We start from the raw sequence: 13,309 nt of genomic DNA, 5'->3' as shown, positions 1-13,309 counted from the left end.
TTAGAAATGCTTGGCTGATCATGGTCAATCCGCAATGTCTTTTCTTAAATCTCGACAACTGGGAATATCGGTATAGCGATATACCTGATAACCTGCTTGTTCTAACATCTCGTCACGTTGTGCATCGATATGTTCTTTGCCAAGGTGACTGGGATCATCAAGTTCAATAATAGCAATCACTTCAAGCTGTTTGTCGAGTAGCACAAAGTCGGTCACTTTGCGATTGAATTTGGAACGCAATTTAAATTGATTGCAATCAATTAATGCGCTAAACGCGACTTGTGCAAGTACATGATGTTGTGGAAAGGCTTCATTTAAACGGAAAAACATTTTCTGTTCAAAAGGGGTGATCACACGTTTTGCATAATAATGTTTATTTCGAAATAAATACTGACCAAAGCAGGCAAGCAATAAAGCAAAGGTTGCGATACTGCCAATCAATAAAAATAAAATTTGATGTAAATCGAGAGACATAAGGGATCGGTATCGTATAGACAAGAAAAAACCCACTCAATCATGAGTGGGTTTTTAAAATCTGGCTCTCCAACCTGGGCTCGAACCAGGGACCTGCGGATTAACAGTCCGTCGCTCTACCGACTGAGCTATTGGAGAATCTGGAACGCATTTTAGGGATGAAATGGGAATGGGTCAAGGAAAAATTGTTAAATTCATCATAAAAAAGCATTATTTGCTAAATATTTGATCATTCTGAATAAAAGTAAATCTGAATAAAAGCAAAGTTGTTTTAAACCTTCTAAAATTTAGGCGTAAGCCGAAAAACGTTTAAATCTTTTGTCTATAGAAAATAAAGATATAAAAAAGCCCACTTCATTATGAGTGGGCTTTTTAGAATCTGGCTCTTCCACCTGGGCTCGAACCAGGGACCTGCGGATTAACAGTCCGTCGCTCTACCGACTGAGCTATGGAAGAATAGATGGCTCTCCAACCTGGGCTCGAACCAGGGACCTGCGGATTAACAGTCCGTCGCTCTACCGACTGAGCTATTGGAGAATCTGATGCGCATTTTATGGATGAAAGCCAAAGTGGTCAAGTGAAATGATAAGAAAAAAGGCTTAAATGTTTTTTTATTGTCCGAATTTAAAGAGTTTGTATATATATTGATTATTTTTAAAGTTTTCCAGCTCTTTATTCGAGATCAAATGATTATAAGTGGTTAAATTTTTTGCAGTTGCAGAAGGGGTACACAGGATTTGAATAGCGCTAAGCATTGCATAACTATAAAAGATTTTTATTGGATCTGCTTTTACTGTGTAATTAGGATTGATCATATTTGAATTGAAAAAAATTAAATCGCATAAAAAAGCCATTCTAAAAAGAATGGCCTTTATACAAAAATAAAATGCTGAGATCTTATTTTTCAACACCAGCTTCTTGACCGGCATATTTCGCGTTTGCATAGTCCCAGTTTACAAGGCTTTCTAAGAAAGTCGAAATGTATTTAGGACGAGCATTACGGAAGTCGATGTAATAAGCATGTTCCCAAACGTCAATTGTAAGTACTGCTACTTTGCCATGTGCAAGTGGAGTATCTGCATTTGAAGTTTTAAGAATAGAAAGCTCGCCATTCACTTTATCAGCAACTAACCAAGCCCAACCTGAACCGAATTGAGTTGTTGCAGCAGCAGCGAATTCTTCAGCAAATTTTTCGTAAGAACCGAAAGCTTCATCAATTTTAGCAGCTAAAGCGCCAGTTGCTTTACCGCCACCGTTTTTAGCCATACAGTTCCAGTAGAATGTGTGGTTCCAAACTTGTGCAGCGTTGTTGAATACACCTGCTTTAGAAGCATCGCCAGCAACAGCAACAATGATCTCTTCTAAAGTTTTACCTTCAAGATCAGTACCCTTGATTAAGTTGTTTAAATTTACAACATAAGTATTGTGGTGCTTGTCATGATGGAATTCTAAAGTTTCTTTGCTGATGTGCGGCGCAAGATCTTCATAGCCGTATGGTAAAGCAGGTAAAGTAATGGTTGTCATGTTTTAAATTCCTTGCATTTAGCTGGGTTTTAACATTAAGTGGCTTTATTGTAATGGATTCTTTCAACAATTGTGCAAGATGTTAAATAACAATACACAATTTATTTCGATTTAATACGTATATAGAAAATCTAAAAAGTGCATCGCATTTTTATGGAAAAGTGTCTAATCGGCAGAGCAATATTTGCCAAAAAATACGCTACATTTTTTAGGATAACGCTTAAATCGGGTTGTTGAGTTCGAAATAACGAGCGTCAATATTGAACTGTTCCGCGATCGCTTGAGCAAGTTGTTGAACACCATAACGCTCTGTTGCATGGTGACCACATGCATAGTAATGCACATCTAACTCTTTGGCTTCATAAAAAGTACGCTCGCTGACTTCACCTGAAATATAGGCATCACAATTCATTGCTGCCGCTTTGCCAATAAAATCCTGTGCTCCACCTGTACAGAAGCCGACTTTTTGAATCAATGATTTTTCTGCATTGAGATGAATGGTATCAAAGCCTAATTTTTCAGTAAGAATATGTTTAAAATCCTCTGGTGAGATCGGGTTTTTTAAATAACCGATATTACCAATCGGATTGCGTTCGCTTGGGTCTAAAGCTTCAATGTTTTCCAGTCCAAGGATTTTGGCAATCATTGCATTATTCCCCAATATTGGATGCGAATCTAAGGGGAGGTGGTATCCAACAAGTGAAATATCATTTTGGATTAATGCTTTGATTCGTTTGCCACGCATACCTGTGATTGGATAGGGTTCACCTTTCCAGAAATAGCCATGATGAACCAAGAGCAGATCTGCTTGTTGTGCAATCGCTGCATCAATTGCACCTTGTGACGCCGTGACTGCACACAGAATTTTTTTTACTTCAGATCGTCCTTCGATTTGTAATCCATTGGGTGCGTAATCTTTAAATTCATGTGATTTTAAGGTTTGATCACACCACTGGATGATATCTTTGAGTAAAGCCATGAATAACCTTTATTTAAATGAAGTGTGTTAAGAACATCAAAACATATTTTAAATTGTAACTAAAGCTGAACAAAACTCTTTGTGTTTTTTATGTTTCTTGATTGATTTGCTTTACAATATACAAATTGCTTTTGCATCAACGAATTAAAAAATTCTTAGAGGAATAAAAACGTGCGGCGTTCATTTACTTGGCTCCCTTGGGTTTTACTGATACTGGTTATTATTTGTTTTGTGGTTTGGCAAAAACTTCAACAGCCCAAAGCACCTATTGCTGCTGATGGTGTGAAGATGCCTGCTGAGAAAGTTGAGCCTTTGGTCAATACATCTCGAACGGGTGGTGTGGTGTCCTATAGTGCTGCCGTTAAGGTTGCCGCACCAGCAGTGGTGAATATTTTTACCACTCAAAAAGTAAAACAAAATCATCCATTGCTCAATGATCCTGCGTTTAGAGAGTTCTTTGGAAATCAGATCCCTGAACAAAATCAAAACCAGAATGAAAACAGTTTAGGTTCTGGAGTGATTGTGCGTCCAGATGGTTATATTTTGACAAATAACCATGTGATTGCTCAAGCAGATCAAATCGTTGTTGCCTTGCAAGATGGTCGCCGTGCAGAAGCCACTGTAATCGGAACGGATCCTGATACAGATTTGGCTGTGATCAAGATTGAATTGAAAGAATTACCTGTCTTGCCATTTAAATTGAGTGGCAATGAAGTTGGTGATGTTGTATTGGCAATAGGAAATCCATTTGGTGTCGGGCAAACGGTAACGCAGGGGATTATCTCTGCGACGGGTCGTTCTGATCTCGGTATCAATACTTACGAAGACTTTATTCAGACCGATGCAGCCATTAATCCGGGTAATTCAGGTGGTGCATTGATTGATGTGGCTGGGAATTTGATTGGGGTTAATACTGCAATCTTCTCACAGTCAGGTGGTTCGTTGGGGATTGGCTTTGCCATTCCTGCCAAAATCTGTCAGCAAATTTTAAATTCGATTTTAAAAGATGGCCGTGTGATTCGTGGATGGATGGGCATTAGTTTAGTTCCACCAACGCAAGCGGATGTATTACAACCGCGTCAACCAGGTGTTGTGGTTGCTGATGTATTGAAAAAAGGTCCTGCGGCGGAAGCGGGGATTAAAGTGGGCGATCGTATTGTTAAAGTGAATAATGAAGATATTACTTCAACCTCACATTTAATTAATTATGTTGCGCTCCAAGCACCGAATACCGATATTCAAGTTGAAGTCATCCGTGGCGAACAAACCGTCAATCTCACGGTTAAAGTGGGTGAGCGTAAAGTTCAAAGTGCTGACTCACAATTTATCCCTTTACCACGACGTTAAATATCGCGAAAATTTTAGCCCTGATTCATCAGGGCTTTTTTATGTCTGAGATGAAGGTTTTCCTTAGTTCAAAAGACTATTTAGTGCTAGTGAGGCCAATTGGCACAGGGATTAGGTAATAGGTTATGGATTGCGCCAACTTCTTCATTTGAGAGCTTTGCATCTTTATTTTTATCTAAGAATTTAAATAATTTAATGTTTTTATCTTGACCTTTAAAGCGTCGGTCATCTGGCCATGGGAGTGGATCAAAGTCTTTGACTTTTAAGAACTCATTGAGTTCAAAGGTATTATTTTTATTTAAATCATAGGTTTTATGGAATTTCTCCCAGTCTAAAGAAGCCGGATCACAGGCAAAGCTAAAGCTTGAAAGTGTGCTACAACTGAGAATTAGACTATAGATTATTTTATTCATTTGTTTTATCCCATTTTTTTAATTAGCTTTGATTATAAAGACAAAGTGATTTTAAACGAATGGTTGCATCTCAACAAAACTATTTCCGTCTTGATTCAATCTATTCGACAGAAAATCATCAATATCTACTGTATTTTTAAAACAAAAAAACAGTGCCGAAGCACTGTTTTTATTGCAATAAAACGCTATTCAATTAACTTTCTTGTTGAATTCCAGCAACTAACCAATCTTGAGTAGACCCTGCTGGTTTAACAAAGTGCCATACTTCTGAGAACGGTACAGGTTGACTATTTAAGTCTTCGCTGACAGTGCCAGTAAAACGAACACTCACCACGTATTGTCCATTTTCTGTTGCACTATCCAATACCAATGCATTTAAGTTTGAAAACTCAGCCACATCTTGATCTTGGTTTGCCATGATATCGCTGTACATTGACTGATAAAGATCAGCTGTTAAATAGCGTTGAATTTCAGCAATATTGCTCACTGAGTTCATTGACTGAATATGGTTAAAGCGTTGACGAGCAACACGTAGGAAAGCAGCAGGTTCAGTTCCATCTGGAAGTTGATTGCCACTTTGCATTGACGCTGCGCCAAACGGTGCTTGGGTTGCAGTACCACCATTGACAGACTGACCAAAAATATTGGTCGCGTCTTTTGAACTACGTGCCGTATTGTTTTGCCCAAATGGCGCAGATGTTGGACCTGTGCTATTTGGTGCATACGGATTATTGCTGGCTAATTTTTTTTTTGCGCCGAATTTACGGAACAAGAAGAATGCAGCACCTGCGATCAGGATTAACCAGATCCAGCTTGGAATTCCACCTTTTTTCTCTTCTTGTTGAGCAGCTGCTTGTTGTTTCGCTAATTCAGCATCATTGGTTTGTGCTTGGGCATTACCATTATGATCATCAGCCATTGCATTTGCCGCAATCGCACCTACTGCTGCACCTGCAACACCAGCAGCAACCATTTTACCTACACCAGAACCTGATTTTTGTTGTCCAGGTTGAGCAGGCGTTGGTTGTTGAGCAGGCGTAACTTGTCGAGGTTGAGAATAAGACTGACTTGAACTCGAAGAACGGCTCATGCCATGGCTTTTACCACCACCTGCACGTTTTGCTTCAGCCAAAGGTGCTACAGCCAAAGTTGCCATTAAAATACCTGCGACCAAGCCGCGCTGTCGAACTTCCATTGAATCTACCTATATTAAAAATATGTTGATGAATATGAGTGCAAGCACATTACTGTAATTGCTTTTCATAGTTCTCTTTATGCAGTCTTTTTAAGAGAATTTCAATGTTTTTAAGATTTATTTGCACATATATTCACATAAACATAACGAATATATTGCTGGGCTTTTAAAGTCCAATACGGATTTTCTAATCTATTGAAATAATTAAAACTATCAATTTAAAAAGGCTTTTATCATATCGGTGGAATTGTGCTGTGATATACAAATTTAGTGCAGCAATTTATGATAAAAATTCTCATGATTTAATGGATAATTTATAGCGTGTAGTACCCAGTCTTTACCTTTAAATTATTTGAATAAATATCGATCGATCAATCCGTTATAAAAATGATTAAAGCAAAACTGTTGTTTTAACTTTAGTCAGAGATTTAATTTTTATTGGATCTGTGAGGGTTCATTTAATGAGGGAGAAGAGGAAATTTTTTATTTAAGCTCTCTATCAAAGCAAGCTTACTTCCTTGTAAGGCTTGGTCCTATTTTATAAATGGGATGCTTAGACTTCATCACTCAATTGCATGGCTTCTGTTAATGCCTCATGCAGTCGAGCCACTGCAATGATTTGTACACCTGCAATAGGCTTTTGTGGTGCATTGCCTCTAGGTACGATGATGTATTTAAAACCATGTTTTATGGCTTCTTTTAAGCGTTCTTGCCCATTGGGAACAGGGCGTATTTCACCTGATAAGCCCACTTCACCAAACACAGCCAATTGTTGTGGTAAAGCTTTAGAGCGTAAACTTGAAGCACAGGCCAAAAGTACCGCAAGATCAGAACCTGTTTCGGTAATTTTTAAGCCACCCACGACATTGACATAAACGTCTTGTCCAGAGGTCTGTACACCACCATGACGATGCATAACCGCAAGCAACATATTTAAGCGGTTTTGTTCTAAACCCAGTGCGACCCGACGCGGTTGTCCATGCGCGTCATCAACCAGTGCTTGAACTTCAACCAATAATGGCCGTGTACCTTCACGACTGATCATCACCACTGAACCGGGAATCGCTTCATCATAACGACTTAAAAAGATGGCAGACGGATTGGCGACTTCTTTTAAGCCCTTATCTGTCATGCCAAATACACCAAGTTCATTGACCGCACCAAAACGGTTTTTGACAGCACGAATCATACGGTAGCGGGAGTCAGATTGCCCTTCAAAATACAGTACGCAATCGACCATGTGTTCAAGTACACGTGGACCTGCCAAGGCACCTTCTTTGGTGACGTGACCAACAAGAAATAACGCTGTACCACTGTTTTTTGCAAATCGAGTCAATAGTGCAGCTGACTCACGAATTTGCGAAACACCGCCGGGAGCAGATTGTAAGGTTTCGGTATATAAGGTTTGGATTGAGTCAAGGATGGCAACAGCAGGGCGCAATTGTGCGAGGGTATCACAAATTCGTTCTACACACGTCTCTGCCATGACTTGTAATTTATCGGTAGCTAAATCAAGACGATTGGCACGTAAAGCCACTTGTGAAAGTGATTCTTCCCCTGTGACATAGAGCGCTGAATTCTTCGCAGCAGCCATATGCGTTGCGGTTTGCAACAGAATCGTTGATTTACCAATACCGGGGTCACCCCCGATCAGGACGACAGAACCTGTGACTAAACCACCACCAAGTACTCGGTCAAACTCGCCTATACCCGTAGCTAAACGTGTTTCATTGGACACGGTAATCTGGTTAAGCAAGGTGACATTGGCTGCTTGTCCAGCATACCCACCGCCCATAGGTTTGGCACGATGTGATACGACAGGTTCAATGCGCACTTCAGTCAGAGAATTCCATTCACCACAGTCTGAACATTGACCTGCCCATTTTGGATGGTCTGTACCACATTGTTCACAACGATAAACAGTTTTGACTTTGCCCATTTTGAGTGCGTTCACCTTTTGAATGATGTGCTGAATGTACCAATAGCGCCATTGAAATACAATTTTTTGCTTAACATCTCGCCAAAAACTATTTTGGCACGTAAACTGCAAATCGAAGGAACGGTAAAAATAAGAAAGGTAAGGGATAGTCGTTTGACTATTAAATAAGCTAAAAGATGAAAAAACTTAGATATTTTAAGTATTCATTGAAAAAGGCTTTTTTATTTTTTTTGTTTTAAGCTACTTTTGTACAACGAAATCTGAGAGAAGAATATAACAATGTCAAATGAAAACCTCAGTTCTTCTGCGGAAACAGGTGAACTAGCAAGAAGTTTATCGAATCGTCATCTACAATTAATTGCAATTGGTGGTGCGATTGGTACAGGCTTATTTATGGGTTCAGGGAAGACGATCAGTCTTGCGGGACCATCCATATTATTTATTTACATGATCATTGGTTTGATGGTTTTTTTCGTCATGCGTGCGCTTGGTGAACTGTTACTTTCAAACTTGCAATACAAGTCATTTATTGATTTTTCAACAGATTTGATCGGACCATGGGCCGGCTATTTTGTCGGATGGACTTATTGGCTGTGCTGGATCACTATTGGTATCGCAGATTTATCTGCAATTATCTATTACTTACAGTTCTTCAATAATGGGGTGCCCTTTACCCCAACTGAAGGGGCAATGATCAGTGTTGCCGCAATCTTCTTTATTTTAGGATTGAACTTAGTCACAGTAAAACTGTTTGGTGAATTGGAATTCTGGTTTGCACTGATCAAAATTATTGCCATTGTGGTGTTAATTTTGGTGGGTTTCTGGATGATTTTTACTGGCTTTACTTCGGCGGCAACAGGTCAAGTGGCGTCATTTACTCATCTTTGGGATCATGGGGGAATGTTCCCGAAAGGCTTTGAAGGCTTCTTAGCAGGCTTCCAAATTGCCATCTTTGCTTTTGTTGGTGTTGAACTTGTTGGTACCACAGCAGCAGAAACCAAAGATCCAGAGAAGAACTTACCTAAAGCAGTTAACTCAATTCCAATCCGTATTATTTTCTTCTATGTATTGGCGTTAGTGATTGTTATGTCAGTTACACCATGGAATATGATTGATCCTAAAGTTAGCCCATTTGTGAACTTGTTTAGTCAAGCGGGAATTGCTGCGGCTGCAATCATTATGAACTTGGTAGTACTTTCTTCTGTAATGTCTTCAATGAATAGTGGTGTATTCTCAACAAGTCGTATGCTGTTTGGTCTTTCTCGTGAAGACCAAGGTCCTAAAGCATTTGGTCTGTTAAATAAACGCGCAGTTCCAGCGAATGCTTTGTATTTCTCTGGTGTATGTCTATTGGGTGGTGCGGCATTACAATATTTCGTTCCAAACACAGTCGAAGCATTTACTTTAGCAACTACGCTGTCCACGATCTTGTTTATCTTGGTATGGATCATTATTTTGTGGAGTTATTTGGTGTACTACAAAACACGCCCAGAACTTCATGCAAAATCAGTGTTTAAATTACCAGGTGGACCGATTACTTGTTATATCGTGATCATTTTCTTTGTCGGTACGATTGGTATTCTTGCATTAGAACCAGATACAATGAAATCATTGATGGTCAGTCCGATCTGGCTCATTATCCTTGCGATTGGTTATTTCTGTTTTTATAAGAAAAAATAGTCATTAACGATTTCAATGATATTGATAAGAAAACGTCAGTAATTTACTGGCGTTTTTTTTATTCTCATTTTAAGCTTTAAGGCTTCCGCTTTGGTCTATATTTTAGATTCAAGGTATAAGGTATACTGACGAAAATTTTGGAAATAGGTGAACAAATGCGTTTTGCAATTTGTGGCATCGGTTTAGTTTTAGCAAGTGCGGTGTTGGTGGGTTGTGGTCAATCAGGCAATTTGCAGTTGGCAAACAGTCAAGACTATGACAAACGTGCCAAATATTTGCTCTATTCAAAAGATGCCAATAAAGCTGCCCAAAGCAAGGCAAAAGTGCAAGATCAGACAGCCATTGCAGATCAATCTGTGCCAGCGTCTCAAGCCACTTCAAACTAAACCTAATTACACTTTCATTGAAAGGATAGATTCATGAGTTTCTCCCGCATTCATGGGGTATTGCATGCAGAGCAATGTTCTTTAGATCAACTCGCGCAGCAATATGGCACACCGCTTTATGTTTATTCAAAGGCAACTTTTGAAAAGCATTATTTGGATATGGATCAGGCATTTGGCTTTATCGATCATCAAATTTGTTTTGCGGTGAAGTCAAACTCAAATCTTGCGGTATTGAATGTATTGGCAAAATTAGGCTCAGGCTTTGATATTGTCACAGGTGGTGAGCTTGCGCGAGTCCTTGCCGCAGGTGGTGATGCTACAAAAATCGTATTTTCAGGTTTAGGCAAACAAGAAGCAGATATTCAAAAAGCCCTAGAAGTAGGGATTGCGTGCTTCAATGTGGAATCTCATGCTGAACTTGATCGTATCCAGAAAGTTGCGGCAGGTTTAGGCAAAAAAGCTCCGATTTCGTTACGGGTAAACCCAGATGTAGATGCGAAAACCCATCCTTATATTTCGACAGGTTTAAAAGAAAATAAATTTGGTATTCCATCAGACTCAGTTTTTGAAACCTATCAATATGCGGCGTCTTTACCCAACCTTGATGTGATTGGGATCGATTGTCACATTGGTTCGCAATTAACTGAAACACAACCTTTCGTAGATGCGCTTGACCGCGTCATCATGATGATTGCAAAATTAAAAGAATTGGGCATCCAGCTGAAACACATCGATATTGGTGGCGGTTTAGGGGTGACCTATAAAGATGAAACACCGCCAAGTGTTGCAGAATATGCCAACGCAATGCGTCCAGCTTTAGAGAAATTAGGCTTAAAAGTCTATATGGAACCGGGGCGGAGTATTTCAGCAAATGCTGGGGTATTGGTGACGAAAGTTGATTTGTTAAAACCAACCAATTATCGTAATTTCGCAATTATTGATGCTGCAATGAATGACTTGATTCGTCCATCGCTTTACCAAGCGTGGATGGACATTCAAGCTGTAGTATCGCGTACAGATGTTGAAGCAAAAACTTGGGATATCGTGGGTGCCATTTGTGAAACAGGCGATTTTCTCGGTAAAGAACGTGAACTTGCCATTCAGGAAAATGACCATCTTACTGTTTTAGGTGCAGGTGCGTATGGTTTTGTCATGAGTTCAAATTATAACAGCCGTGGTCGTGCTGCTGAAGTCATGGTCGATGCTGATCAATCGTATGTGATTCGTAAGCGAGAAACCATTGAATCACTTTGGGAAAATGAAAGCTTATTGCCTTAAGGAGCCATTTTAAATGTTATTAGAATTTACCAAAATGCATGGTCTGGGCAATGACTTTATGGTGGTTGATTTAATCAGCCAGCGTGCATTTTTTGATGCAATGACCATTCGCCGTTTGGCTGATCACCATTTCGGGATTGGTTTTGATCAACTGTTAATTGTTGAACCACCAGATTTTCCCAATGTTGATTTTAAATATCGTATTTTCAATGCAGATGGTTCAGAAGTAGAGCAATGCGGCAATGGCGTACGTTGTTTTGCGCGGTTTGTTTATGAACGTCAGTTGACCAATAAAAAACGTTTTAAAGTTCAAACCAGCGCTGGTATTGTCGAACCAGAGTTGGGTGAAAATGGTTGGGTGCGTGTCAACATGGGCTATCCAAAATTTTTACCCAATGAGATTCCATTTCTTGCAGAAGAACCAGATGCATTGTATGACATCGCATTGCAAGATAATGAATTGCTGACTATAGATGTGGTCAATATGGGCAATCCACATGCGGTGACAATCGTTCCCGATGTTTTAACTGCAGATGTTGCCAAAATTGGCCCTCAAGTGGAAGCACATGCGCGTTTCCCACAACGGGTGAATGCTGGCTTTATGCAAATTGTTGATGAAAAGCATGCGCGTTTACGGGTGTTTGAACGTGGTGTCGGCGAAACGATGGCATGTGGTACAGGCGCTTGTGCAGCCGCAGTCTCTGGAATGCGTCGTGGCTTACTTGCCAATAATGTAGAAATTGAGTTGGCTGGTGGTAAATTACAAATCGAATGGAAAGAAGGCGATGTGGTTTGGATGACAGGGCCGACTGCAACCGTTTATGAAGGTCGTTTAGATTTACGTTATTTCCAAGGTTGATCTCCTTTATTTTACAGCTTAGAGCAAAGCCCTGAATTAATTTTAGGGCTTTTTTTATCTTTAATTGCTTAGTTTTTGGATTAAAAAATATAAAATAAGTGTTTATACTGTTTAAAGATCTCAATAAATAATCACAAGGAAAAATAAATAATGGCAATAGATCGTATTGATTGGCATGGCGAATCCGCAGAGCAAGCAGGCTTTCCATATGAAAATGGTGGGACACATATTGGAATTTATTTAGCCTGGATTATCAATAACCAATTGGAAGGTGAGTTTCACCAAGAAGAAAGTGTAGATGAATTAGAACAAGTCCGCACACGTCAAATGACTGGACGGCAGTTTTTGATCAATATGTGCGATGAAAAGTTTTGGGAAGAAGATTTAAATGAACAAGGCTTTGAATTTACCCAAGCCTATTATGAGAGTCATGAATATTTTAAAGATTATGATGAAATCTTAGTTGATGCTAAAGGTTTGACAGATACCTATGCTGTGGATGATACATGGGATAATTATGATTTGATGGCAGTCGTGATTAGTCAAAAATATGCACAATGGCAGCAGAACCGGTCATAATTGTAGGCGCTTTAAGTCAATAGATCGTTTTTCTGGGATAAGCTTTTGTAATCAGCCCTAAGTTACCCATAAAAAAACACAGTCCAAAATGGGTAGGACTGTGTTTTAACGTTGATCTGTCTGGAGACCAAATCGACGTTAAGTAACCACACTTACAGCGCGCATACTTGTATAATTTATATATGAGGATGTTCGTATAATTTTCAACCAGTTTAGTTGCCAATTTTAAATTACCAGCAGTCGTTGAGTTCACTCACGATTAATTCATTGAGTGAATACCAAACATATTGCCTTCAGTATCAATCGCCAAAACAATATGCCCATGAGGCCCAATCGACATTTTTGTTTGATGAACTTGACCGCCAGCGGCTGCTACTCGGGCTTCTTCAATGGCACAATCTTCACTACTGAAATAGACAATTGTACTGTTTCCACCAGCAGAAATGCCTTCCATTTTAACCAATGAGCCTGTTGCACCGTATTGGCTCATATCCGATGGAAATGTCCACATTTCCACCGATGAATCATTTGGATCACTGAGTAAACTCAGCTCAACACCAATCACCGTTTGATAAAATAATTTAGCTCGTGCCATATCATTGACATAGATTTCGAACCAACACACTGGATTTGACATAAACGTGTCCTTTTATTTT

General features: G+C 39.5%; 13 protein-coding genes and 3 tRNA genes. 6 read left to right on the top strand and 10 right to left on the bottom strand.

Annotated features, from left to right (window positions below; all coding sequences use genetic code 11):
* Positions 1-24 precede the first annotated feature (24 nt).
* The 6 genes from ACQ7EO_RS16245 to ACQ7EO_RS16220 form a co-directional block, all read right to left on the bottom strand.
* Positions 25-474, bottom strand: a complete 450-nt coding sequence (locus tag ACQ7EO_RS16245) for a DUF2726 domain-containing protein (protein ID WP_056514285.1) — start codon at positions 472-474, stop codon at positions 25-27.
* Positions 475-536: 62 nt separating this feature from the next.
* Positions 537-612, bottom strand: a tRNA-Asn gene (locus tag ACQ7EO_RS16240).
* Positions 613-854: 242 nt separating this feature from the next.
* Positions 855-930, bottom strand: a tRNA-Asn gene (locus ACQ7EO_RS16235).
* Between the two features lie 5 nt (positions 931-935).
* Positions 936-1,011, bottom strand: a tRNA-Asn gene (locus ACQ7EO_RS16230).
* 360 nt (positions 1,012-1,371) lie between these two features.
* Positions 1,372-1,998 (bottom strand): superoxide dismutase, encoded by a 627-nt coding sequence (locus ACQ7EO_RS16225; RefSeq protein ID WP_004722425.1) that lies wholly within the window; start codon positions 1,996-1,998, stop codon positions 1,372-1,374.
* A gap of 220 nt (positions 1,999-2,218) precedes the next feature.
* Positions 2,219-2,977: a Nif3-like dinuclear metal center hexameric protein gene (locus tag ACQ7EO_RS16220; protein ID WP_434278032.1), complete on the bottom strand. Its 759-nt coding sequence runs from the start codon at positions 2,975-2,977 to the stop codon at positions 2,219-2,221.
* A gap of 171 nt (positions 2,978-3,148) precedes the next feature.
* Here ACQ7EO_RS16220 and ACQ7EO_RS16215 point away from each other — a divergent pair, with 171 nt between their 5' ends.
* Positions 3,149-4,324 carry a S1C family serine protease gene (locus ACQ7EO_RS16215; protein WP_004722420.1) on the top strand — a complete coding sequence of 392 codons (1,176 nt, stop codon included), beginning with the start codon at positions 3,149-3,151 and terminating at the stop codon, positions 4,322-4,324.
* An 86-nt stretch (positions 4,325-4,410) separates the two neighbouring features.
* On the opposite strand, the gene ACQ7EO_RS16210 is transcribed toward ACQ7EO_RS16215, so the two are convergent.
* From ACQ7EO_RS16210 to radA, 3 genes are all read right to left on the bottom strand, one after another.
* Positions 4,411-4,737, bottom strand: coding sequence for an EF-hand domain-containing protein (locus ACQ7EO_RS16210; RefSeq protein WP_434278031.1), 327 nt, complete (start codon positions 4,735-4,737; stop codon positions 4,411-4,413).
* 193 nt (positions 4,738-4,930) lie between these two features.
* Positions 4,931-5,932, bottom strand: a complete 1,002-nt coding sequence (locus tag ACQ7EO_RS16205) for a Tim44 domain-containing protein (RefSeq protein ID WP_434278029.1) — start codon at positions 5,930-5,932, stop codon at positions 4,931-4,933.
* 553 nt (positions 5,933-6,485) lie between these two features.
* On the bottom strand, positions 6,486-7,871 hold the full coding sequence (radA, locus tag ACQ7EO_RS16200; protein ID WP_004722416.1) for a DNA repair protein RadA: 1,386 nt from the start codon (positions 7,869-7,871) through the stop codon (positions 6,486-6,488).
* A 279-nt stretch (positions 7,872-8,150) separates the two neighbouring features.
* On the opposite strand from radA, the gene ACQ7EO_RS16195 reads away from it, so the two are divergent.
* The 5 genes from ACQ7EO_RS16195 (at position 8,151) to ACQ7EO_RS16175 (ending at position 12,653) form a co-directional block, all read left to right on the top strand.
* Positions 8,151-9,551 (top strand): amino acid permease, encoded by a 1,401-nt coding sequence (locus ACQ7EO_RS16195; RefSeq protein ID WP_004819689.1) that lies wholly within the window; start codon positions 8,151-8,153, stop codon positions 9,549-9,551.
* A gap of 155 nt (positions 9,552-9,706) precedes the next feature.
* Positions 9,707-9,937 carry a hypothetical protein gene (locus ACQ7EO_RS16190; RefSeq protein WP_004819690.1) on the top strand — a complete coding sequence of 77 codons (231 nt, stop codon included), beginning with the start codon at positions 9,707-9,709 and terminating at the stop codon, positions 9,935-9,937.
* 33 nt (positions 9,938-9,970) lie between these two features.
* Positions 9,971-11,215, top strand: coding sequence for a diaminopimelate decarboxylase (gene lysA, locus ACQ7EO_RS16185; RefSeq protein WP_434278027.1), 1,245 nt, complete (start codon positions 9,971-9,973; stop codon positions 11,213-11,215).
* A 13-nt stretch (positions 11,216-11,228) separates the two neighbouring features.
* Positions 11,229-12,074: a diaminopimelate epimerase gene (gene dapF / locus ACQ7EO_RS16180; RefSeq protein WP_434278025.1), complete on the top strand. Its 846-nt coding sequence runs from the start codon at positions 11,229-11,231 to the stop codon at positions 12,072-12,074.
* A 150-nt stretch (positions 12,075-12,224) separates the two neighbouring features.
* Entirely contained in the window at positions 12,225-12,653 is a 429-nt protein-coding gene (locus ACQ7EO_RS16175) for a hypothetical protein (protein WP_004819693.1), read from the top strand.
* Between the two features lie 259 nt (positions 12,654-12,912).
* Here ACQ7EO_RS16175 and ACQ7EO_RS16170 read toward each other — a convergent pair whose 3' ends face one another.
* Positions 12,913-13,290, bottom strand: a complete 378-nt coding sequence (locus ACQ7EO_RS16170; RefSeq protein WP_034617484.1) for a VOC family protein — start codon at positions 13,288-13,290, stop codon at positions 12,913-12,915.
* Between the last annotated feature and the right edge of the window lie 19 nt (positions 13,291-13,309).

The organism is Acinetobacter sp. CE-15 (assembly GCF_051059255.1).
GTDB lineage: Bacteria > Pseudomonadota > Gammaproteobacteria > Pseudomonadales > Moraxellaceae > Acinetobacter > Acinetobacter guillouiae.
Note: the sequence above shows the minus strand (reverse complement) of the source record. Positions and strands in the feature narration are given on the sequence as shown.

Excerpts from the sequence above, each read along its gene's own strand:
- ACQ7EO_RS16190 (WP_004819690.1), top strand. The coding sequence starts at position 9,707 with ATGCGTTTTGCAATTTGTGGCATCGGTTTAGTTTTAGCAAGTGCGGTG.
- ACQ7EO_RS16175 (WP_004819693.1), top strand. The coding sequence starts at position 12,225 with ATGGCAATAGATCGTATTGATTGGCATGGCGAATCCGCAGAGCAAGCA.
- ACQ7EO_RS16195 (WP_004819689.1), top strand. The coding sequence starts at position 8,151 with ATGTCAAATGAAAACCTCAGTTCTTCTGCGGAAACAGGTGAACTAGCA.
- ACQ7EO_RS16170 (WP_034617484.1), bottom strand. The coding sequence starts at position 13,290 with ATGTCAAATCCAGTGTGTTGGTTCGAAATCTATGTCAATGATATGGCA.
- ACQ7EO_RS16245 (WP_056514285.1), bottom strand. The coding sequence starts at position 474 with ATGTCTCTCGATTTACATCAAATTTTATTTTTATTGATTGGCAGTATC.
- lysA (WP_434278027.1), top strand. The coding sequence starts at position 9,971 with ATGAGTTTCTCCCGCATTCATGGGGTATTGCATGCAGAGCAATGTTCT.
- ACQ7EO_RS16220 (WP_434278032.1), bottom strand. The coding sequence starts at position 2,977 with ATGGCTTTACTCAAAGATATCATCCAGTGGTGTGATCAAACCTTAAAA.
- ACQ7EO_RS16225 (WP_004722425.1), bottom strand. The coding sequence starts at position 1,998 with ATGACAACCATTACTTTACCTGCTTTACCATACGGCTATGAAGATCTT.
- radA (WP_004722416.1), bottom strand. The coding sequence starts at position 7,871 with ATGGGCAAAGTCAAAACTGTTTATCGTTGTGAACAATGTGGTACAGAC.
- ACQ7EO_RS16205 (WP_434278029.1), bottom strand. The coding sequence starts at position 5,932 with ATGGAAGTTCGACAGCGCGGCTTGGTCGCAGGTATTTTAATGGCAACT.
- ACQ7EO_RS16210 (WP_434278031.1), bottom strand. The coding sequence starts at position 4,737 with ATGAATAAAATAATCTATAGTCTAATTCTCAGTTGTAGCACACTTTCA.
- dapF (WP_434278025.1), top strand. The coding sequence starts at position 11,229 with ATGTTATTAGAATTTACCAAAATGCATGGTCTGGGCAATGACTTTATG.